At 61.9% G+C, this 21630-nt stretch carries 19 protein-coding genes and 1 tRNA gene; 5 read left to right on the top strand and 15 right to left on the bottom strand.

The window, feature by feature from the left end:
* Positions 1–391: 391 nt before the first annotated feature.
* The 6 genes from FQ320_RS05930 to ruvC all read right to left on the bottom strand — a co-directional run bounded on the left by FQ320_RS05930 (position 392) and on the right by ruvC (position 4725).
* Positions 392–1276, bottom strand: a complete 885-nt coding sequence (locus FQ320_RS05930; RefSeq protein ID WP_255509380.1) for a DMT family transporter — start codon at positions 1274–1276, stop codon at positions 392–394.
* Positions 1273–1872: a LysE/ArgO family amino acid transporter gene (locus FQ320_RS05925; protein WP_148470723.1), complete on the bottom strand. Its 600-nt coding sequence runs from the start codon at positions 1870–1872 to the stop codon at positions 1273–1275. The genes FQ320_RS05930 and FQ320_RS05925 overlap by 4 nt, the downstream gene beginning before the upstream one ends.
* A gap of 442 nt (positions 1873–2314) precedes the next feature.
* Positions 2315–2391, bottom strand: a tRNA-Ile gene (locus FQ320_RS05920).
* Positions 2392–2494: 103 nt separating this feature from the next.
* Positions 2495–3544 (bottom strand): Holliday junction branch migration DNA helicase RuvB, encoded by a 1050-nt coding sequence (gene ruvB / locus FQ320_RS05915; protein WP_148470661.1) that lies wholly within the window; start codon positions 3542–3544, stop codon positions 2495–2497.
* Between the two features lie 3 nt (positions 3545–3547).
* Entirely contained in the window at positions 3548–4222 is a 675-nt protein-coding gene (ruvA, locus tag FQ320_RS05910; RefSeq protein WP_148470660.1) for a Holliday junction branch migration protein RuvA, read from the bottom strand.
* The gene (gene ruvC / locus FQ320_RS05905; protein WP_148470659.1) at positions 4219–4725 is read right to left on the bottom strand and encodes a crossover junction endodeoxyribonuclease RuvC; all 507 of its coding nucleotides are present in this window, start codon (positions 4723–4725) and stop codon (positions 4219–4221) included. The genes ruvA and ruvC overlap by 4 nt, the downstream gene beginning before the upstream one ends.
* Before the next feature lie 304 nt (positions 4726–5029).
* On the opposite strand from ruvC, the gene FQ320_RS05900 reads away from it, so the two are divergent.
* A complete protein-coding gene (locus FQ320_RS05900; protein ID WP_148470658.1) occupies positions 5030–5218 on the top strand; it encodes a DUF1127 domain-containing protein in 189 nt (62 codons plus the stop codon).
* Positions 5219–5344: 126 nt separating this feature from the next.
* Here FQ320_RS05900 and FQ320_RS05895 read toward each other — a convergent pair whose 3' ends face one another.
* The 5 genes from FQ320_RS05895 to FQ320_RS05875 form a co-directional block, all read right to left on the bottom strand.
* Positions 5345–5695, bottom strand: a complete 351-nt coding sequence (locus FQ320_RS05895; protein WP_148470657.1) for a hypothetical protein — start codon at positions 5693–5695, stop codon at positions 5345–5347.
* A 324-nt stretch (positions 5696–6019) separates the two neighbouring features.
* Positions 6020–6349, bottom strand: coding sequence for a hypothetical protein (locus FQ320_RS05890; protein WP_148470656.1), 330 nt, complete (start codon positions 6347–6349; stop codon positions 6020–6022).
* 116 nt (positions 6350–6465) lie between these two features.
* On the bottom strand, positions 6466–7338 hold the full coding sequence (locus tag FQ320_RS05885) for a 50S ribosomal protein L11 methyltransferase (RefSeq protein ID WP_148470655.1): 873 nt from the start codon (positions 7336–7338) through the stop codon (positions 6466–6468).
* Between the two features lie 102 nt (positions 7339–7440).
* On the bottom strand, positions 7441–8103 hold the full coding sequence (gene msrA / locus FQ320_RS05880) for a peptide-methionine (S)-S-oxide reductase MsrA (RefSeq protein ID WP_148470654.1): 663 nt from the start codon (positions 8101–8103) through the stop codon (positions 7441–7443).
* A gap of 108 nt (positions 8104–8211) precedes the next feature.
* Positions 8212–10404: a primosomal protein N' gene (locus FQ320_RS05875; protein ID WP_148470653.1), complete on the bottom strand. Its 2193-nt coding sequence runs from the start codon at positions 10402–10404 to the stop codon at positions 8212–8214.
* A gap of 197 nt (positions 10405–10601) precedes the next feature.
* Here FQ320_RS05875 and fsa point away from each other — a divergent pair, with 197 nt between their 5' ends.
* The 4 genes from fsa to FQ320_RS05855 all read left to right on the top strand — a co-directional run bounded on the left by fsa (position 10602) and on the right by FQ320_RS05855 (position 13746).
* Complete coding sequence (gene fsa, locus FQ320_RS05870) at positions 10602–11255, top strand: fructose-6-phosphate aldolase (protein ID WP_148470652.1); 654 nt, start codon at positions 10602–10604, stop codon at positions 11253–11255.
* A 139-nt stretch (positions 11256–11394) separates the two neighbouring features.
* The gene (locus FQ320_RS05865; protein WP_148470651.1) at positions 11395–12102 is read left to right on the top strand and encodes a DUF484 family protein; all 708 of its coding nucleotides are present in this window, start codon (positions 11395–11397) and stop codon (positions 12100–12102) included.
* Positions 12099–13013, top strand: a complete 915-nt coding sequence (locus FQ320_RS05860) for a tyrosine recombinase XerC (RefSeq protein WP_148470650.1) — start codon at positions 12099–12101, stop codon at positions 13011–13013. The genes FQ320_RS05865 and FQ320_RS05860 overlap by 4 nt, the downstream gene beginning before the upstream one ends.
* A 40-nt stretch (positions 13014–13053) precedes the next feature.
* Positions 13054–13746, top strand: coding sequence for a phosphatidylcholine/phosphatidylserine synthase (locus tag FQ320_RS05855; protein WP_148470649.1), 693 nt, complete (start codon positions 13054–13056; stop codon positions 13744–13746).
* Positions 13747–13866: 120 nt separating this feature from the next.
* On the opposite strand, the gene ileS is transcribed toward FQ320_RS05855, so the two are convergent.
* The 4 genes from ileS to FQ320_RS05835 form a co-directional block, all read right to left on the bottom strand.
* Entirely contained in the window at positions 13867–16845 is a 2979-nt protein-coding gene (gene ileS, locus FQ320_RS05850) for an isoleucine--tRNA ligase (RefSeq protein WP_148470648.1), read from the bottom strand.
* A 236-nt stretch (positions 16846–17081) separates the two neighbouring features.
* On the bottom strand, positions 17082–18887 hold the full coding sequence (locus FQ320_RS05845) for a calcium-binding protein (RefSeq protein WP_148470647.1): 1806 nt from the start codon (positions 18885–18887) through the stop codon (positions 17082–17084).
* A 150-nt stretch (positions 18888–19037) separates the two neighbouring features.
* Positions 19038–20063 carry a YcjF family protein gene (locus tag FQ320_RS05840; protein WP_148470646.1) on the bottom strand — a complete coding sequence of 342 codons (1026 nt, stop codon included), beginning with the start codon at positions 20061–20063 and terminating at the stop codon, positions 19038–19040.
* 108 nt (positions 20064–20171) lie between these two features.
* Positions 20172–21587 (bottom strand): YcjX family protein, encoded by a 1416-nt coding sequence (locus FQ320_RS05835; RefSeq protein ID WP_148470645.1) that lies wholly within the window; start codon positions 21585–21587, stop codon positions 20172–20174.
* Positions 21588–21630 lie beyond the last annotated feature (43 nt).

The raw sequence follows: 21630 nt of genomic DNA, 5'->3' as shown, positions 1-21630 counted from the left end.
CAATCCCCATAGCAACAAACCACCCACCAAGCCCAACCCCGCGATTTCCCGCTTGAGCGCTTCTCCGACGCCAGGCAACGTCCCGCGTCACTCAAACGTCGCGCGGGGCGTCCGAGAAACCTACATCAACCCGGCCATTCACAATATCCACAGAATCCACCAAAAACGCTCCTTTTCTGAGACATTCACCAACCGCCTTGGTCTGCGCCACCCAAAGCCCCGTTCCAAACCCAAGCAGTTGTTTAAGGTTTTTGCCACTGGCGTGGAAGCCGCCCTTCGCGGCATGACAGCAATTTGGTTACCAAGGCTCCCAACTCCGCATGACGCGACACTGCCACAACTCTACCGGACCGCAACTTCAAAAAACCCCGGCGCTCCAATCCAAGCCACGTCAGGGATGATCCACCGCCAGACGGTTTGCGCGGCGCTTTAGCACCGCCTCGCGCCAGGCGATAAAGCTGACCGATGCCAGGATCAGGCAACCGCCGAAGATCACCCAGCCGTCGACAGGTTCGCCAAAGGCAAACCAGCCCAGAGTCGTGGCCCAGACCAGTTGCAGGAAGGTCACCGGTTGCGTCAGCGCGACGGGGGCCGCGCGGAACGCCAGTGTCATGGTGAAATGTCCCGAGGTGGCCAGAATGGCGACCAGAAACAGCCAGGCCAGTTCGATCATTGTCGGCGTGACCCAGACCATCGCGGCAAAGGGTGCCAGCCCGACCGTTACCGTGATCGACAACATCGCCACCACCACCGTCGGTGCCACCCGGTCTGCCATGATCTTGGCAATCAGATAGGACGCGGCGAACAGAACGCCGTTGAACAGCATGGCGACATGGCCGGGGTCTATCGCACGCACGCCCGGGCGCAGGATGATCAGCGCCCCGACCAGCCCAGCCGCCACCGCCAAAAGCCGCCGCAGGGCCAGCTTTTCACCCAGAAACAGCGCCGCGCCGAGGGTGATATAGATCGGCGTGAGGTAGTTCATCGCCGTCACCTCGGCCAGGGGGATCTGCGTCATGGCAAAGAACCACAGGATCACCCCGCCAGTGTGAACCACGCCGCGCACCCCGAACAGCGTCAAGGCCCGCCGGTCCAGACGCGCGGCGCGCACCGCCCCGATCATCGGCAGCAAAAACACGGTTCCCAAAGCATAGCGCAGGAACGCCGCCTCGGCCGCCGGAATCCGGTTGCCCAGATGTTTGACCACCGCCGTCACTCCGACAAACAGCAGCCCGGTCACCACCATCCAGAGTACGCCCGCTATCGGACCCTTCATGCGATCACCAATCCCAATGCCAGCGCCCACATGATCACGCCAATCCCGAACTCCAAAACCCGCCATGCCCCGGGCCTTGCGAACACCGGCCGGAGCAATCGCGCACCATAGCCCAACGAAAAGAAGAACACGAAAGACGCCAGAACCGCCCCCGCGCCAAACGGCCATGGCTGCCATTGCGCCGCGACAGTACCAAGCAGCACGACGGTATCCAGATACACATGCGGATTCAGCCAGGTCAACGCGAGACAGGTCAACAGCGCGCCCTTCAGCGATCCCGCAGCGTCGGCCACGGCATTGGGCTGCAAACCATCGCCACCCCGCCAGGCCGACCGGAAGGCCAGACCGCCATAGACCAGAAGAAACGCCGCCCCCGCATAGCGCATCGCAGGTGCAAGCCAGGGTGCCGCCGTCACCAGCCAGCCGAACCCCGCCACACCGGCAACGATCAGCACGGCATCGGACAGCGCACAGGTCAGACAGACGGCAAAGACATGCGCACCACGCAGTCCCTGCCGCAGAACAAAGGCGTTCTGTGCACCGATAGCCAAAATAAGGGAAAGCCCCAGGCCAAACCCGGCGACAGCAGATTGCATCATAAGATGAGAACTACGACGCGGCTTGGATAAGGTCTAGGGGACGCGCCGCCTAACACGCTGGTCCCCCCTCCTGCGTGGCACGGCCGCGATTGTTTGCGTGACGTGAGTCGGGAAATGGGCAAGCCACACCTCAGCAACACCGCGCGCCGCTACTGTGGTTTGGTCAGCCGATGTCGCAAATTGGCTGATCGCCCTTCGAAAGATATTCGATTTTCGATCAATGCCGGAAATCAGACTGCAACGGCTGTCTCGACCTTATTTCGGGGGAATTTTGAAAGCGCCACGACAATATGTCGAGTTGTTCTGGTTACGTCTGCGCAACGGCTTGCGGGTTTTCGGACTGTGTCGTGGCGCAAATGCTGAATCTACATCGTCGCAGGTGTTTGCGCTCTGCGACCCTGTGTTGATATCCGCGGTTTCAGCCAAGTCACTGAAAATATGGTAGGCCCGGCAGGACTTGAACCCGCAACCAAAGCGTTATGAGCGCTCTGCTCTAACCAGTTGAGCTACAGGCCCGCGCGACAAGCAGATACCAGACGGACAGGATGGGTCAAGCGGGATCGGGCGTGGTGCGGTCCGTCATTTTGAAATCAGTCCTAAAGGGTGTCTGCAGCAAGGCTTAATCTTCGGAGAACAGGCTTGCCTGCCCTGCCGCACGGGGCATCGGCAGGCCCAGATGCGCCCAGGCTTTCTGCGCCAGCATCCGGCCCCGGGGGGTGCGCTGAATCAGGCCCTGCTGCAAAAGGAACGGCTCGATCACTTCCTCCAGCGCATCGCGGCTTTCGGACAGGGCTGCCGACAGGGTTTCGACTCCCACCGGACCGCCCTGAAACGCATCGGCGATCAGGGACAGATATCGCCGGTCGGCGCCGTCCAGCCCCAGATGATCGACGCCCAACCGACCCAGCGCGGAATCGGCAAGCTTGCGGGTCAACGTGCCGTCACCCTCGACCAGCGCGAAATCGACCACGCGGCGCAACAACCGGCCAGCGATACGCGGTGTGCCACGGGCACGGCGGGCGATCTCCAACGCGCCTTCGGGTTCTGCGCTAATCCCCAGCAAGCGCGCCCCCCGGGTGACGATCTGGTGCAATTCCTCGACCGTATAGAATTGCAAGCGAACCGGAATCCCGAACCGGTCGCGCAATGGCGTGGTCAGCAGACCCAGCCGCGTGGTGGCCCCGACCAATGTGAAGGGCTGCAATTCGATCCGCACCGTGCGCGCCGCCGGACCCTCGCCAATCACAAGATCCAGTTCGAAATCCTCAAGCGCGGGATACAGCACCTCTTCGACCACCGGATTCAGGCGGTGGATTTCGTCGATGAACAGGACATCTCGCGCCTCAAGGTTGGTAAGGATCGCTGCCAGATCGCCGGGCCGCCCCAGAACCGGGCCGCTGGTCATGCGGAAATTCACCCCCAGCTCGCGCGCAATGATCTGCGCCAGCGTGGTCTTGCCCAAGCCGGGTGGCCCGTGAAACAATGCGTGATCCATGGCCTGACCGCGCATTTTGGCGCTTTCGATAAACACCCGCAGATTCGCACGGGCCTCGGCCTGACCGATGAATTCACCAAGATTCTGCGGTCGCAGTGCGCGGTCTGCATCCTCAGGGAGGCGGTCCGGGCGCAAGCTTGGGTCGGGGTGCGTACTGGTATCGGGGCGGTCCATGAATTATCCCTTTGGTGCCAGCAGGCGCAGTGCGGCGCGGATCAGAGTGGGCGTCGTCGCCTTCGGATCATCCCCCGCCGCCTCGGCCACCGCACCGGCAGCCTCGGACGGAGCATAGCCAAGGTTGGTCAGCGCCGACAGCGCCTCGGCCTGGGCCATACCTGCCGGAGCTTCGGCGGGTGCGGACGGGGGTACAGAGGCGACAATCAATCCGTCGTCGTCCAGATCCTCGGGCGCGGCAGGGGTTGCCGCTGCGGCGCCCCCCATGGCCATCAATGCAGGCGCCTTGTCCTTCAACTCATTCACCAGACGCTGGGCGATCTTTGTGCCAACCCCGGGCGCCGCACGTACTGCCGCCATATCGCCCAGCGCGATCGCCCGGCCAATCCCGTCGGGGCCCAATGTGCCCAGAATCCCCATGGATGCCTTGGCCCCGATCCCTTGAACGGTCATCAGCAGCCGGTGCCATTCTTTCTCCGCCAGAGTCAGGAATCCGAACAGTTGCAACAGATCCTCGCGCACCTGCAGGTCGGTGAACAACGCAGTCGCCTGCCCAGTGGCAGGCAGCGACATGAGAGTGCGGCTGGATACATGAACGACATATCCGACACCGCGCACATCGATCAGAACATGATCGGTGCCCCGGTATTCGATCCGCCCGGCAATTCGCCCGATCATCGCATCGCCCCCGCCACTGCCGCAGCCAGCCGGTCACCGGTCTGGCGGTGAAACGCATGACAGATCGCGATCGCCAGAGCATCGGCGGCATCGGGACCGAATATCTTCACCCCGGGAAGCTGCATCCGGACCATATGCTCAACCTGTGCCTTGGCCGCGTGACCAACGCCCACGACAGTTTTTTTCACGGTGTTCGGCGCGTACTCCCCGACATCCAGCCCCGCACGGGCGGGCACGAGAAGCGCGATGGCGCGGGCCTGACCCAGCTTCAGCGTGCCTGCGCCGTCCTTGTTCACAAAAGTCTGTTCGACCGCAGCGGTATCCGGGGCATGCAGTATCATAACTTCGCTCAGTTGATCGAACAGCGCCATCAACCGGTCAGGCAGATTACCCGCCACCGTCGTGCAATGACCATTGGCGACATGGCGCAGGCGCGATCCATCCACATCGATCACACCCCAGCCCATGGTCCGCAATCCCGGATCAATTCCAATCACGCGCATATTTCACCCCTGCCCTGTTGCTTTTCCGCAACCGCTAGCACGAAAGGCGAACACCCGCCACCCGAAATGCATTGTGCAATGGTTGGCGAAAGGATCGCAGAGCCTCTGAAAAGAGTTGCAAACAGCCTGTTTCCATTGGGTTTGCGACACTTCCGGACCGCCCTTCGATCCGGCGGCAAAGGTCGCGTGCGCCATGCCGCCCGCGCATGCCGGGCATGCATTCGCAGCCAGTTGCCCGCCCTGCCGATCCTGCCTAGTTGACCGGTACACAGACACATGAATTCGCTTAAAGGCACCTCACAAAATGTTCGCTCTCGACACCGCTCCATCCGCCCTTGGCCTGTCCGGCCGGATCACCGCACTTGCACTGCGCCCCATTGCGGCGTTTTCCGCTTGGAACAACACCCGTTTGACCCGCAAATCGCTGGACCGTCTGACGGACCGCGAACTTGACGATATCGGCCTGTCGCGCGGCGACATCTATCGTCTGTAGTTCGTTCCGACAGAGTACAAATCTGACCGAATGTAAAAAGGCCGCACCGGGGACAACCGGCGCGGCCTTTTGCGTTGTCCGCGCCCCGGTCACGGACAACAGCCCGGCGCGTAGCGGATCTGACGATCAGTTGATCAACGTGCGTAGATAATCGCCGACGGCCAAAGACACGCGATCTTTCTGCAACACCCAAGCGCCCGCCTGTTCCAACGCGCCACCCGCTGCCAGTCGCTCAATACGCGCATCGTATGAAGTCGGCCCGGCCTGAGCCAGCATCATCGCTTTTGCGCCGAACACCAGCATGGCAATCAGAAGCAATCCGCGGAACGGAAGGCCGCGCATCTGCAACCGACGCGGCCGCACCGTCAACAAGCCGTATTGGTCCAACTGCAATTCCGCACCACGCGCGATGGCGCGGTTGTTACGGACGATGCGTTTGCTGCGCAGGGCAAAGGAAGACGTAGATGTGGCAGACATGGCAGTGTCTCAATCCTATATCGGCCCCCACCGACAAGACCCATTATTGCCCGGATTGTGTTTGAAATGTGTCACGCGCACACATTATCATCAAATTTGCCGAAATCCTTCTTTGAATTGACGTATTCTCGATTTTCACAAAATCAATTCTTTGAAAACCCTACCATCGTCTCGGTTTCGGAAACATAACTCCGTTTCTTAACCACGCCGCCTGCCACATCAGCAACAGAATCAAATACCCACAGGGCACTGCAAGAACGACAAAAGCCGCCCCGGTCTTATCGGGGCGGCCTATTGGCGGTAGATCGAAAAAAATGGGTGCGATCAGCCGACGATTATCCGGATCAGTTGCGCCAGAATGGAAGAAAAACCGCCCGCCTGCATCATGAAAGCGCCCAAACGCTCAACCAGTGTACCATCGGCCAGCATCGCCACAGCCGCCGAATAACCCGTCATACCGATGTAGGCGATCAGACCAGCTTTGCAGACAATCAGCGCAAACATCGCACCTACAAACGCCCACAGGCTGCGGACCACGCTGCTGGTCGACCGCAGCACGTCGCCGTCCGTCGTCAAGACAACACCGGCCAGATCGGCAATGCGACGGTTGATCATGCGGATATCGACGGAAAATTCGGCTGCGGCATTCGACATGGCTGTGTCTCGTATTCTGTGTTCGGCCCCCACCGACCCTGCCTTATTCCTGCCAGATTGTGGCGTGAATAAGGCAAATGCGGCCAATTGTGGCGAAATTCGTATTTTTTCTGGTTTCATTGCCGCTTTTTCAAGGTCAGCGTTGTCCAATCGCCGATTTCTTCGCGATGAGCCAAGGCGAAACCATTTTCGTCATAGACCTGGATGATCGATTCAGCCTGCGCGTTAAGCAATCCCGACAGGATCGCATATCCTCCGCCAGCCATCGCACGCGCCATCGACGGCGCCAATTCGATCAGCGGACCCTTCAGGATATTGGCAAACACCAGATCGAATGGCGCCCTGTCCCGCAATACAGGGTGATCGAACCCTGTCGCCTCGATACAGTCGACGCGGCCGGTCAGACCATTGACCGCGACATTTGCCGCCGCCACTTCGACTGCCACCGGATCAATGTCGCTGGCCATAACCGGATCGGGCCAGACATGCGCCGCAGCCATCGCCAGAACCGCCGTTCCACAACCGATATCTACGGTGTTGTGCGCCACGAAACCTGCATCGATCAGCCGGTCCAGCGCGCGCAAGCAGCCCAGTGTGGTGCCGTGGTGCCCGGTGCCAAAGGCCATCGCCGCCTCGATCAACAATCCGATCCGGCCCGCGGGCAAAAGGTCGGTGTCGTGGCCGCCATAGACAAAGAACCGGCCTGCTTCGACCGGCACCAGCTCGCGGCGCACCTTCGCCACCCAATCAGTCTCCGGCAGTTCGCTGATCGCAAAGGGCCGCGCATCCCAGGCAGCCGCCAAGAGTGACAGCACGATGTCGTCGGGTGGCGCGGTGAAATAGCCCCCGACCTCCCACAGACCCGAACCGTCTTCCATCTCAAACACGCCAACGCCCTCGGGCGCGGGGTCCATGTCTTCCATGGCCTCGGCCATGCGGTTGGCGTTCTCGCCGTCGGCAAGGGTGGTCAGGGCTGTGAATGTGGGCATGGTGTGGCTCCGGCAGGGGTTTGTCGCGCTATAGGCGACAGGCGCCCCCACCGCAACGCGCACGAGCGCGTTTCGCGCAAACGCGCGGCACGCGCCCGCCCATCACGCGGCTGGACTAACCCCGGTGCCAATGGCGCAGGTCACGCCGGTGCCGCCGATACCGCAATATCCGCCGGGGTTCTTGGCCAGATACTGCTGATGATAATCCTCCGCGAAAAAGAACGAAGGCGCGGCCTGGATTTCAGTGGTGATCGCGCCAAAGCCCGCCTCGGCGAGGTTGTTTTGAAATTCGATGCGGCTTTGCTCGGCTGCGCGGGCCTGTTCATCGGAAAACGTATAAATGCCAGAACGGTACTGCGTGCCCCGGTCATTGCCCTGAGCCATCCCCTGCGTCGGGTCGTGCCCTTCCCAGAACACCCTGAGCAGGGCTTCAAATGAGATCTCGGCGGGGTCAAACACCACGCGCACCACCTCGTTATGGCCGGTCTTGCCCGAGCAGACCTCTTCGTAAGTCGGGTTCGGGGTGTAACCGCCTGCATAGCCAACCATCGTCAGATACAAGCCCGGCAGTTTCCAGAAAATCCGCTCGACCCCCCAGAAACAGCCCATGCCGAATATGACAACCTCGTGCCCCGGCGGAATATCTGTGCTCAGCGGACGGTCAAAGACAAAATGCGTCGCGGCCGTGGGGATGGCGGTGGTACGACCTGCCAAGGCGTCGGATTGCGCCACCATCTCGGATTTTTTTCTCTGGAAGAGGGACATGGACGGAACTCCTTTCGGGGATGGCAGCAATATAGGCGCATGTCTGGCAGGTTTCCAGATCGCTGACCGATCACAAATGGCGGCGCTCATCGGCGCGGCCACCCGGTTTCAGAGAAAGCTTTGCGGATCGATGTCGATGGACAGGCGCAGACTGGCGGGCAAGCGAAACTGCGCCACCCATTGCGTCAGCGCGGCTTGCAACGCCACACCCTTGTCGGCCTTGACCAGCAGGCGCACCCTATGGCGGCCGCGAATACGGGCAATGGGCGCGGGGGCAGGGCCGTAAAGCTGGGCGTTGACGGCGCGCAATGGGCCATCGCGCCGGGCCATTTCTGAGGCGACGTCGAACACCTCCTGCACATTCGGCGATGACAGGATGATCCCCGCCATCCTTCCATAGGGCGGCACGCCAGCCGCCTGCCGCTCTGATGCTTCGGCGGCCCAGAACCTGTCTTCGTCGCCCGCCAGAATCGCGCGGATCACCGGATGTTCGGGTTGAAACGTCTGGAGCATGGCGGTGCCCGGACGTTCAGCGCGCCCTGCCCGCCCGGCCACCTGTCGCATCAGTTGGAACGTCCGTTCGGCGGCGCGCAGGTCGGACCCCTGCAACCCCAGATCCGAATCGATGACACCGACCAGCGTCAGCAACGGAAAATTGTGCCCCTTGGCCACCAGTTGCGTGCCGACGATGATATCCGCCTCGCCCTTGGCGATGGATTCGATATGCGCCTTGAGGGCACGCGCACTGCCGTAAAGATCGGACGACAGGACGGCGATCCGCGCATCGGGGAACAGCGCCGTCGCCTCTTCGGCCAGACGTTCGACACCGGGGCCAACCGGCGACATGCGATCCTCGGCCTCGCAGGACGGACATGTGAGCGGCATCGGCTTGGTCTCGCCGCACTGATGACAGACCAGCCGTTTCTGAAACCGGTGCTCGACCATCCGCGCATCGCAATGGTCACAGCCGATCTGATGCCCACAGGCACGACACAGCGTGATCGGCGCATAGCCCCGGCGATTGAGGAACAGCAGTGATTGTTCGCCCAAGGCCAGCCGCGCCCGCACCGCATCACGCAGGGTGGGCGACACCCATTTGCCGCCGGGCAATTCCTCGGCCCGCATGTCGATGGCGCGCATCTCGGGCATCACCGCCACGCCGAACCGCGCGGTCAGATCCAGACGGCGGTATTTCCCCGCCTGCACATTGGCCCATGTTTCAAGCGACGGGGTGGCCGATGCAAGAACCACCTGCGCCGAACAGAGCGAGGCGCGCAAAACGGACATATCGCGCGCGTTATACAGCACGCCGTCCTCTTGTTTATAGGATGTATCGTGTTCTTCATCGACAACGATCAGCCCCAGATCGCGGAAGGGCAGGAACAGCGCCGAGCGCGCGCCGACGACCAGTTGCGCGCCGCCCTCGCCGACCATCCGCCAACACCGACGACGTTCGGTCATCGTCACGCCGCTGTGCCATTCGGCGGGTTGCGCGCCAAACCGCGCCTGAACCCGGGTGAGAAATTCGGCAGTCAGCGCGATTTCCGGCAGTAGCACCAAAGCCTGCCGTCCGGCACGCAGACAGGCGGCCACCGCTTCCAGATACACCTCGGTCTTTCCAGATCCGGTGACACCGCGCAACATGGTGGTGCCGTAAGTCCCCCCCGCCACGGCCTCGGCCAGCATCGCCGCGCCCGCCGCCTGATCCTCGGTCAGGGTCAGACCCGGTAAGTCGGGGTCCAAAAGCGGATAGGGCGTGTCGCGCGGGCTGGCCTGTTCCAACACCGCCCCCTGTTTCACCAGCCCCTTGACGACCGACGACGTGACTCCGGCACTTTCGGCCAGTTCCGACAGGGTGAAGGCCAAACCGCCATATTCGCGAAGAACGGCCAGCACCTTGGCCCTGGCATCGGTCATCCGCTCTGGTTCGCTGTCGCCCAGACGGTACACCGTGCGCATCCCCGGCGGATCGCCCAGTCCGGGGCTGCGCGTGGCCAGCCGCAGCATCGCGGGCAGCGGAGTCAGGGTATAGTCGGCGGCGCGGCGCAGGAACTGGTGCATTTCATCGCGCATCGGAGCGGCGTCCAACACGCGGATCACGCCACGAACCTTGGAAGGGTCATAGCCCCCCTCGCCCGGCCCCCAGACAACACCCATCACCTTGCGCGGGCCCAACGGCACCTCGACAAAGGCCCCAAGGTGACAGCCCCCCTCGGGCGCCTTGTAATCCAGACACCGGTCCAGCGGCTGGGTCGTCAAAACGGCGATCAACGCGCCTTCGTCAAAATACCCTTGCTCCAACGTCTCAACCCGCCTGCGGGCGCTGTGTCGCCGTCAACACACCCATAGTGGTCAGCGCAACACGGCCAATCGGGGTAAGCCAGATCGACATATCCATTTGCGCTCCAGTTACTGTCCAAGACATTGGGCTTTCGGCCCCCCCCACCAATGGGGTAACAAGGGGACAAATTCAACTCACCTGCCAATGGGGTACAGACATGAAATTCTTCATAGACACCGCCGATGTGGACGCGATCCGCGAACTGAACGATCTTGGCATGGCCGATGGGGTCACGACAAACCCCTCGCTGATCCTGAAATCAGGCCGTGACATCAAGGAAGTGACGAAAGAGATCTGCGATATCGTCTCGGGTCCGGTCAGTGCCGAATGCGTCGCGCTGGACTATGACGGGATGATCGCCGAAGGCCGCGAACTGGCCAAGATCGCCGAAAACATCGCGATCAAGGTGCCGCTGACATGGGCCGGGCTGAAGGCGTGCAAGACGCTTTCCGGCGAAGGCAACATGGTCAACGTGACCCTGTGCTTCTCGGCAAATCAGGCGCTTTTGGCGGCCAAGGCCGGTGCGACCTTCATTTCGCCGTTCATTGGCCGGCTTGACGATCTGAACATCGACGGGATGGAGTTGATCGGCGACATCCGGACGATCTATGACAACTATGGCTTTGAAACCCAGATCCTTGCGGCGTCGATCCGCAGCGCCAACCACATGCGCGACGCGGCCCTGATCGGCGCCGATGTGGCCACCGCACCGCCCGCCGTGATCAAGGCGATGGCGAACCACGTTCTGACCGACAAGGGGCTTGATGCCTTCATGGCCGACTGGGCAAAGACCGGACAAAAGATCGTCTAACTGTGATTTTGGCAGGGACGCAGCGATGCAAATTCGCCGCGTCCCTACTTCAGCTTGCCATAATTTGGCAAAATAACGTGACCGGCCAGCAATAATTCGGCTAGGCTGTCACAAATCGAACAATTTCCATGAGGCTGGAATGGGCGAAACCGCCGTGATCGCGGATGACCTGCGCAACAGGATCATCTCACACCCCGATGTGATTCTCGAAGATCTTGATCTGATGCGCGCCCTTGTGGCCGCCAATGACAAGACGCTGGGCGACAACGTGGTCGATCTGCGCGGCATTGCGATGCGGCGGCTGGAAGCCCGGCTTGACCGGCTTGAGGATACCCACCGCAGCGTGATTGCCGCCGCCTATGAGAATCTGGCCGGCACGAACCAGATCCACCGTGCGGTGCTGCGCATGCTGGATCCGGTGGATTTCGAAACGTTTCTGCATGATCTGGGCACTGACGTTGCCGCGATCCTGCGGGTCGATGCCCTGCGGCTGGTGCTGGAGACCGATCTGGCCGAGGATGACGCAGACCTGCGCCGCCTGTCCGATGTTCTGTCGCTGGCCCGGCCCGGTTTCATCGGCGAATATGTGACGCAGGGGCGCAATGTGCCGCAACGCCGGGTGACTCTGCGCGGCTGTGATGGTGGCGCGCCGCGCATCTATGGCGCGGTGGCTGCCGATCTGCGTTCCGAGGCCTGTCTTGCGCTGGATTTCGGCGAGGGCCGCCTGCCCGGATTGCTGGTTCTCGGGTCCGAAGATCCGCATATGTTCACACAGTTGCAAGGCACTGATCTTCTGGGGTTTTTCGCAGGAGTGTTCGAGCGTTCCATGCGCCGCTGGCTGGCATGATCGCGCCCGCGGCCCGTGACGCGTTGCAAACCTGGCTTGATGGGTTGGGCGCGCTTGACGATGCGGCGGACAACACGCTGACCGCCTATCGCGCCGATGTTCTGGGATGGCTGTCGTTCCTGCAGATGCATCTGGGTCAGGGCACCGGACTTGGCACCATCGGCACGCTTAAGATTGCCGATATGCGCGCCTGGATGGCTCATGAGCGTGGGCGCGGTGTTCAGCCCCGCTCCTTGGCACGCAGCCTGTCGGCGGTCAAAAGTTTTACCCGCTGGCTGTCCGAACGCGAAGGGTTCGACCCCACGGCGATTCTGTCCACACGTTCGCCGAAATTTCGCCGGAAACTTCCCCGCCCCCTGTCCACCGACGGAGCCCGGGCGATGATCGACACGGTGGAACTGCAGGCACGCGATCCTTGGGTTGCGGCGCGGGATGTTGCGGTAGTCACCCTGCTTTATGGCTGCGGGCTGCGGATCTCCGAGGCGCTGGGGCTGCGCGGCGCCGATCAGCCCCTGCCCGACAGTCTGCGCATCATCGGCAAGGGCGGCAAGGAACGGCTGGTGCCGGTGCTGCCCGCTGCCCGTCGCGCCGTGGCCGAATATGTCGCCGCCTGCCCGCATCCGATCACCGCCAAGGGCCCTTTGTTTCTGGCGATCCGCGGCGGACCGCTGGTCGCGCGCAGTATCCAGAAGGCAATGGAGCAATCGCGGATGCAGCTCGGCCTGCCCGCTACGGCAACGCCCCACGCCATGCGCCACAGCTTTGCCACCCATCTGTTGGACGCAGGCGGTGATCTGCGCGCAATTCAGGAGCTGTTGGGCCATGCTTCGCTTTCTACCACGCAGGCCTATACCGCAGTCGACACCGTTCGGTTGCTAGAGGTTTACGCCCGCGCCCATCCACGCGGCTGAACCGTTTGCGCATCGGCCCGCAATACGTCATGAAAGACCGATGACTCCCGCTTTGCGCGCCCTCTCCGTACACCTGCTGACCGCCACCGGCGCGGTTCTGGCGATGCTTGCCATGCTCGCAGCGGTCGAGGAGAATTGGGACATCATGTTCCTGTGGCTGGTGGTCGCCTTTTTTGTTGATGGCATCGACGGTCCGCTGGCCCGTAAATACGATGTGAAAACCAACGCACCGCAATATGACGGTGTGTTGATGGATCTGATCATCGACTATCTGACCTATGTGTTCATCCCGGCCTATGCGCTGTTCAAATCGGGGCTGTTGCCGGGCTGGACAGGCTGGATCGCGATCATCGTCATCACCTTTACCAGCGTCATTTATTTTGCCGATACACGCATGAAAACGAAAGATAATTCGTTTTCCGGATTTCCCGGCTGCTGGAATATGGTGGTGATCGTCCTGTTCGCGCTGGCACCGAATTTTTGGGTAATTCTGGCGCTCGTTGCCGTTCTGTCCATTGCGATGTTCATGCCGCTGAAGTTCGTCCACCCAGTGCGCACCGAGCGGTGGCGCATGCTGACCCTGCCGATCGCGCTGGCCTGGACATTTTTTGCCGGACGCGCGGCTTGGGTCGGGTTTGATCCTGACAGCTGGGCCCATTGGGGGCTGGCGCTGACTTCAGTCTATCTCATCGCAGCTGGAATCATTCAGCAGATCATCCCCGAAAAGGACTGACCGCCCGTCAGATCGCGACTCGGGGCGCGATTGGATCCGCGCTCAATCGTCTGGCATGTTGGATAAGTGATGCACGGCCGGGCAACCGGCGGCCAATATGACCGCCGATTGTCTGAATATCTACAGTGCGCTTAACGCCTGATCGCACCGTTTGCACACACCCGGATGGGTGTGATGACCGACGTCCGGCAAGATTTTCCAGCACCGATTACATTTCTCACCCCCGGCGAGGGCAAATACCACTGCGATCCCTTCAACCTCGGGAAGGCGGAAGGCGTCGTCGGGGGCCGCTGCAGCGCTGAGCGCAAGGTCCGAGGTGATGCAGATGTCATCGAAGGGAACCGATTCAAGCGCCACCATCAGGTCGGGGTCGGCGACATACACCGTCGGCGCTGCCTCAAGGGATGCGCCAATCGTCTTGTCACGGCGTTGCACTTCGAGCGCCGCAGTCACCACACGACGCGCCCGACGAATACCGGCCCATTTTGCGGCCAGCGCATCGTCGCGCCAAGCGTCCGGCGTGTCGGGGAAATCGACCAGATGCACAGAACTGTCATCGCCGGGGAAACGCTCCAGCCACACTTCTTCCATCGTAAACACCAGCACCGGAGCCAGCCAAGTGGTCAGCCGGTGAAACAGCATGTCCAGCACAGTGCGCGCCGCATTGCGCCGATCCGACGGGCCATCGCAGTACAGAACATCCTTGCGGATGTCGAAATAGACGGCTGAAAGATCGACGGTCGCGAAGGTGAACACCGCCGTAAACACGCCCTGAAAATCATAGCGGGCATAGCCTTCGCGCACCACAACGTCCAATTCGGCCATACGGTGCAGCACCCAACGCTCAAGCTCGGGCATGGCGGCGGGTTCAACCCGTTCGGCATCGGTATACCCGTTTAGATTGCCCAGCAGGAACCGCATGGTATTGCGCAACCGGCGATAGCTGTCGGAGGTGCCCTTCAGGATCTCCGGCCCGATCCGCTGGTCGTTGGTATAATCGGTCTGTGCCACCCAGAGACGCAGGATATCCGCGCCGTATTGCTGCACGATCTTTTCCGGAACGATGGTGTTGCCGATGGATTTGGACATCTTCATGCCCTTGGCATCCAGCGTGAACCCGTGGGTCAGCACCCCGCGGTATGGCGCGCGCCCGATGGTGCCGCAGGCCTGAAGCATGGACGAATGGAACCAACCGCGATGCTGGTCCGTCCCCTCAAGGTAAAGATCCGCAAGCCCGTCTTCCGATCCGTCGGCACGGTCCCGCAGGACAAAGGCGTGGGTCGAGCCAGAATCGAACCACACATCAAGGATATCGAACACTTGGGTGTATTCAGCCGGATCGACGACTCCTGCAAGAAACCGCTCTTTTGCGCCGGTCGCATACCAGGCATCCGCGCCTTCTTGTTCGAAAGCTTCAAGAATCCGTGCATTTACTGTGTCATTTCGCAGCAGATAGTCGGAATCGTCCGGCTTTGTGCCGATCTTGGTGAAACAAGTCATCGGCACGCCCCAGGCGCGCTGACGGCTGAGAACCCAATCGGGCCGCGCTTCCATCATCGAATACAACCGGTTGCGCCCGGTCCTTGGCGTCCAGGTCACCAATTCATCGATGCTGGTCAGGGCACGCTGGCGGATCGTGGTGCCGAATTCATCCTGCCCGTCGCCTACATTGCGGTCGATGGCGGCAAACCACTGGGGCCGGTTCAGACGGATCACCGGCGCTTTTGACCGCCAGGAATGGGCGTCGGACAGGGTGATCCGCTTGAGCGCCAGCAGCGCGCCGGGTTCCTTCAGCTTTTCGATCACCGCCTTGTTCGCGCCGCCGGGTTTGCCGTTGGGTTTCAGCACCTGCTGACCGGCAAAGAACGGCAGATCTTCGCGGAACGAGCTGTCATCGAGGATATTGAAGGTCATCGGCAGGCCTTCGCGCACCCCGATGATATAATCGTCGTCACCGTGCGACGGCGCGGTATGCACGAAACCCGTGCCCGCATCGGCGGTAACATGATCGCCGCGGAACAGCCGCACGTCGAAATCCCATTCGCCTTTTGCACCGTCCAAGCCGCGCAGGGGATGGGCACAGTGCAGGCCGGCCAATTCGCCCGCCGATACGCCGCGCACCCGCCGCACCATCGTCATATCCAGACGCCCGGCGGCGAACACCTGTTCGGCCAATGCATCTGCCACAAGCAAACGTTCACCGATCTGCGCCCAGCATTCCTCTGGGCGGTCAATCACTTCGTACAGCCCGTATTCGATGGCGGGACCAAAACATATCGCGCGGTTTTGCGGGATGGTCCAAGGGGTTGTCGTCCAGATCACGACACTTGCGCTATGCAACTCGTCGGCCAGCAAGGCCGCATCCGCTTCGGCAAAATCGTCATCCTGCCCTTCGGCAAACACGGTATTGCCACCCGACGCCACCTTAAATCGCACCCAGATCGCATCGGTCTGGCGGTCGTGATACTCGACTTCGGCCTCGGCCAGCGCGGTCTTTTCGACCGGCGACCACATCACCGGCTTGCTGCCCTGATACAGGGTGCCGTTCATCAGGAACTTCTGAAACTCCTCGGCAATCACCCGTTCGGCGTGGAAATCCATCGTCAGATAGGGATCGGCCCAGTTGCCGGTGACCCCCAGCCGTTTGAACTCCTCGCGCTGGATATCGACCCATCCGGCGGCAAATTCACGACACTCCTGACGGAATTCGATCACCGGCACGGCGTCCTTGTCGCGGCCCTTGGCGCGGTATTTCTCTTCGATCTTCCACTCGATGGGCAGACCGTGGCAATCCCAACCGGGGATATACCGGGCATCGCGCCCCATCATCTGCTGCGAACGGACGACCATATCCTTGAGGATCTTGTTCAGGGCGTGACCGATATGCAGGTTGCCGTTCGCATAGGGCGGGCCATCGTGCAGCGTAAAGCTTTCGCGCCCGGTCTTGTCGCGCAGCCGGTCATAGACACCGATCCGCGCCCATCTCTCCAGCCAGGCAGGTTCGCGCGCCGGCAGTCCCGCACGCATGGGAAAATCGGTCTGCGGCAAGCGCAGCGTATGTTTATAGTCGGTTTCGGTCACGGGCTGATCAGAGCACATCGGAACGGTCCTGCAATTTTGAGAAATGACAGCAAAGGGTGAGGGCGTCGAAAACGCAAATCCCGGCCACCCTGAGGGTCAGAGCGCCGGGTGGCTAATTCGAAGTCCGATGTGCTGTATCCGGTTCATATCGGGCCCGTCTTACCCGCTTGCGTCCGGTACGTCCAGATCGCGTTGCCCGCCCATGAAAAAGCCCGCCCCGGCATGCGGGGCGGGCGATGTCGCGCTGGAAAGGATTAGTAGACGTCAAAATCCGCGACACTCATCTGAGCATTGAAGTCGGTCAGCACCGAAATGATCTCGCGACCTTCAATGTCCGACCAGTTGTCATCATATGCGATCATCGTGTTCTGACCGTCAGAGGCGGCGATATAGGCCTCGACAGAGGCACCAGTGACCAATGACAGGTTCTCCATCGTGCTGGTCAGATAGACGACCTGCTGATCGTTCGCCATGTCCAGCTCATCGATCGACATGATCGTATCGAAGTCGAGCGTCGAGAGGTCGCTGGTTCCGCGCATCTCATTGGTGGACGAATTGGCAAAACTCACGGCACCGTTGTTCAGGAAGGAAATCACGTCTTCGCCCTGGGTAAAGTCGGTGATCCTGTCGGTCCCGGTTCCCGCGTCGAAATGGAACTCGTCGTTGCCAAAACCGCCGGTCAGTATGTCGTTGCCGCCCTGACCGCCAAAGATGTCGGCGCCGTCGCCGCCGTTCATCGTGTCATCACCGGTCCCGCCGACCAACAGGTCATCGCCTGCGCCGCCACCGATTTTATCGTCACCGGAACCGCCGCGCAGGAAATCATCGCCAGCACCGCCCGAGAGGATATCATCTCCGGCATTGCCGTTCATCGTGTCATCGCCGGCTCCGCCAGCCATCACGTCTTCGCCGTCGCCGCCCCACATGGCATCGTCGCCCGAGCCGCCCAGCATGGTATCATCACCATCACCGCCCAAAAGACCGTCGTTGCCCGATCCGCCGTTCAGCAGGTCGTCGCCCGATCCGCCGTTCAACTGGTCTGCACCGTCGCCGCCTGCAATCACGTCGTCGCCCGCAGCACCGAACAGCATGTCGTCGCCATTGCGGCCCAGCAAAAGATCGTCGCCAGCATCGGCGGTGATCAGGTCGTCGCCGTTGCCGCCGTCAAGACGGTCATCGCCGTCGCCACCACGCAGAGTGTCCGCGCCCTCGGCACCGATCAGCGTATCATCACCCGAACCGCCGCGCAGCAGATCGTCGCCGTCTTGTCCAAACAACACGTCGTTGTCGCCGCCGCCGTCAATCTGATCGTTGCCGCGTCCCGCAAACACAACGTCGTCACCCGCGCCGGTGTTCAGCACGTTGTCAGAGCCGTCCAGATAGGTCGTGCTGCGGGCATCCAGCGTCGCCTGGGCCAGAATATCAAAAGCCTGCGCCTGGGTGACCTGCTCGAATTCCGCGGCTGCGGCGGGCAAGATCGGGATATATCCGCCAGCGCCATTGACCTCGCCGGGCGTGCCATTGCCAAGCCCTGCGGGAATCGTCAGGCCATGGATCACATATTCGCGCAGCGCAACGTCGATCAGATCGTCGAATGAGTAGTCATTGCCGGTGACCGGGCTAAAGAAGTTCGCCGCGTCTTCGATCGCAAAACTCTGGACAAAGGCCAGACCGCCCTGCTGATCCGCCATCGGCGACACGCCGCCCGGTGTCTGGATCGGCAGCAGGATATCGCCGTAATTGGCAAGGCCCTCAAGAACTTCGACGACACCGTCGCGGTCCGTATCGCTGGCGATTGTCGGGGTCTGAGAATTGGCGGGATTGCCCTGATCGTCGAACAATCCGTGCACGTGCTGGATATGCACCTGATCCGGCGCCAGACCTTCGGCCGACACGGCGACGTTGATGTACCCAGTGCCATCTTCGTTTGTCTGCAAGGCCAGCAGAACATTGCCCGAGACGCCCGAACTGTTCAGGGCGATAAGATCGGCAGTATAGAAGGCGTCGGCACCCTCCAGAAAGCTGTTGTATGACTGAAAGGAAGAACCAAGATGTGACATGATGACCTCTGACAATAATTGTTCAAGATACCGTCACTCACGAAGCGTCAGTCAGATAAGTTTCAAAAAAATTTGAAAATTTGTACGACGGTGCGCGCCTCACCCGCCCTCGTTGGCTCGGATGCAATGGGGAGGTTGCCGTTCCGCCCTTCAGTCGCGCTTGTCGCCAGCGTCAAAGCCGGGGAACACCCCGGTCAGGGCTCGGCTGACCAGTCGCGACACCGACGGACGGCGTTGTCCATGGAACGGCAGCGGGCGGCACACTTCGATGGCGGCCACCCCCACACGCGCGGTTAAAGCGCCGTTCACCACACCTTCGCCAAAACGGCGCGACACTTTTGACAACAACCCGCCGCCCGCCATACTGCCGATCAGATCGTCCCCCACCGCCACGGCACCGGTGGCCACCAGATGGGTCAGAACAGTGCGGGTCAAACGCCAGCCGCCCAGAGTGCCCGCCCGCCCGCCATAGATTTCGGCGATCCGCCGGATCATCCTGATGTTGGCGCTCAGCGCCGCGACCACATCCGCCAGCGCCAGCGGCACAAGGGCGGTCACCATCGCCACCTGCCGCGCCGCCGCTTCAACCTCGGCCCGGGCCAGCGCGTCCAGCGGCGCCATCAGTTCGGCCTCGGCCAGATCGAACAGACCATCGGCATCGAAACTGTCGCCGCGCCGTTCGGTCAGCCGGTCGCGGCCCCATCGAAGCTCTTCGCGGCCCGCATAAAGTGCCAGCAGCCGGTCGATCACGCTGCGCGCCGCGCGCAGATCGCCGTTCGCCCGCGCCGCATCAGCCGCCTTGTGCACACCGTCAAGACGTTGCAACCGCGCCAATGCCGCACCTTCCCTGAGCGCGATCAGCAAAAGCACCAGAACGAAGGCCCCGACCAGAACCGCCGCCGCCATTCCGACCAGCGGATGCGACGCAATCAGCCCCGTCACGACATTCCAGGCGGCCAGTGACAGGAAGAAACCGATCACCGCGATCAGCAACCGCCAGAACCAGCGTGACAGAATCGACGGACGCCGCGCCGCCAATGCCGCCATCGTGCGCATCGCTTGACCGCTGGGCGCGCCCTCAACCGCATCGGGCACCGGTGGCACCAGATCAGGCGTCACAACCGGCGCCCCTTCCTCGTCCTCGATCAGAACCGGGCCTTTTGAATGCTCAGCCATGAGGCGCGCCCTTTCTAAAAGAAATCGGCTTCTTCTTTGTCTCAAATACTCCCGCCGGAGGCTCCGGCATTTGCCCCGAACACGGTGCTTTGACGCCCGGAAACGCGCTCACAACCGGTCACCGATCAGGAACTGCGCCGCACGGTCCAGCCGGATATGCGGCGGCCCCTCGCCGGGTTTCAGGGTCAGCGGCTGCGGTGCAAATGCCATCACGGCATAGTCCTGACCCAGCCAATCCGCCTGCCCGCCCCGCGCCGGCCCCAACAGATGCATTGGGTCCTGCGGCAATTCCCCGGGATGAAACGCCGCGCGTCGCCCAGTTTCCAAAAGCTGCCCGCGCACCACATCCAGCGTCCCGCCGTTGTGGGGCACCGTGTCTTCGGTCGTGGCGCGCAGGGCGGCAATCGACATGGCCGCCGTCTGTGCCCCGGAATAATCGGCGCGGGATTTTGCATCCGCCACCAGCGCCTGCATGATCGCGGTCAGACGGGGATGTTGGGTGTGGTGCAGATGGTCCGCCTTGGTTGCCGCGAACAGGATCTTTTCAACCCGTTTGCCCAGCAAGAGCCGGGTCAGGAAGGCGTTGCGACCGGGGCGGAACGCCGACAGGATATCGGCCATGGCAAGGCGCATATCCTCGACGGCCTGCGGCCCTGCATGAATTGCGCCCAAGGCATCGACCAGCACCACCTGCCGGTCGATCCGGGTAAAATGATCGCGAAAGAACGGTTTCACGACATTGCGCTTATACGCCTCGTACCGGCGATCCATCTCGCGCCAGAGACTGCCGCGGCTGTCCTTTTCGGGGCGCGGCAAGGGGGCAAAGGTCAGCACCGGCGACCCCGCCAGATCACCGGGCAAAAGAAACCGCCCCGGGGTGCAGTCGGAAAACCCTGCCGCGCGCGCTGCCGTCAGATAGGCGGTGAACCGGTCGGCCAGCGCCTTTGCCACGGGTTCGTCCAGCCGCGCCGCACCATCTGTCGCCCGCGCCAGCGCCAGATACTCGGCCGCCATGTCACGCGGCGCGATACGGGTCAGAGTTTCAGCCGACCATGCCTCAAAGCTCTTGTCGAGCAGCGAGAGGTCCAGCAACCATTCGCCCGGATAGTCGACGATATCCAGATGCACCGTGCGCGGCCCGCGCAGCCCGGCAATCAGCCCGGTCGGTTGCACCCGCAGCGACAGCCGCAACTCGGATATCGCCCGGGTGCTGTCGGGCCAGCGGGGGGTCAGTCCGGTCAGCGCGGCCAGATGGGTTTCATAGTCGAAACGCGGCAGGGTGTCGTCGGGCTGGGGTTGCAGATATGCAGTGCGTATCGATCCGTTGGCCGCCGCCACGAGTTGCGGCATCCGCCCTCGGTTGATCAGGTTGGCCACAAGCGATGTGATGAAAACCGTCTTGCCCGCCCGGCTCAGCCCCGTGACGCCCAGCCGGATCACGGGCTCAAAGAACGCCTCCGAGACCGTACTCCCGATTGATTCGGCGCTTCGGCCCAAACTGTCTGCGATGTCGCCGATGATCAAATCAGTCTCCTGCCCCGGTGCGCGACAACATAGGGGACAGGCC

It is taken from the genome of Oceaniovalibus sp. ACAM 378 (genome assembly GCF_008085915.1).
Taxonomy (GTDB): domain Bacteria; phylum Pseudomonadota; class Alphaproteobacteria; order Rhodobacterales; family Rhodobacteraceae; genus Oceaniglobus.
The sequence above is the reverse complement of the archived record's forward strand: the minus strand, read 5'-3'. Positions and strand labels throughout refer to the sequence as shown.